Below are 333 nucleotides of genomic sequence, written 5' to 3'. Positions count from 1 at the left end.
TGAAGGTTATCGACAACACCGAGGACACCAGCCAGCTGGATGCCCTTAAAGGCAAGATGAGCCCAGAGCAACTGGCCGCAGGCGAACAGCACTTTGGCGAGCTGAAGGCGCGGGTGACCAGCAAGCAGGTGATGTACGACGAGGCGCGGGATGAAGAAGTGGCGATTTTCTCGGCCGAGATCCATTTCGATCTCCCCGACCTGTTCAAGGGCATGACCACGGCCGAGCGCCAGGCCTTCGTCAAGGCGGCCATCGCCAAGGCCCGGGACAGCGGCCAGTTCAAGCTGCATTACGCAGTGACCCAGTACATCATCGTCTCGCGCCTGGCCCAGC

1 pseudogene is annotated in these 333 nt (G+C 61.3%); it reads left to right on the top strand.

From position 1 onward, the window contains the following. Positions 1-333: pseudogene (locus F6S12_RS33230) on the top strand (sel1 repeat family protein); the annotation flags it as partial.

Origin of the sequence: Pseudomonas sp. JV245A, assembly GCF_032424515.1 — a bacterium.
GTDB lineage: Bacteria > Pseudomonadota > Gammaproteobacteria > Pseudomonadales > Pseudomonadaceae > Aquipseudomonas > Aquipseudomonas protegens.
The sequence above is the reverse complement of the archived record's forward strand: the minus strand, read 5'-3'. Positions and strand labels throughout refer to the sequence as shown.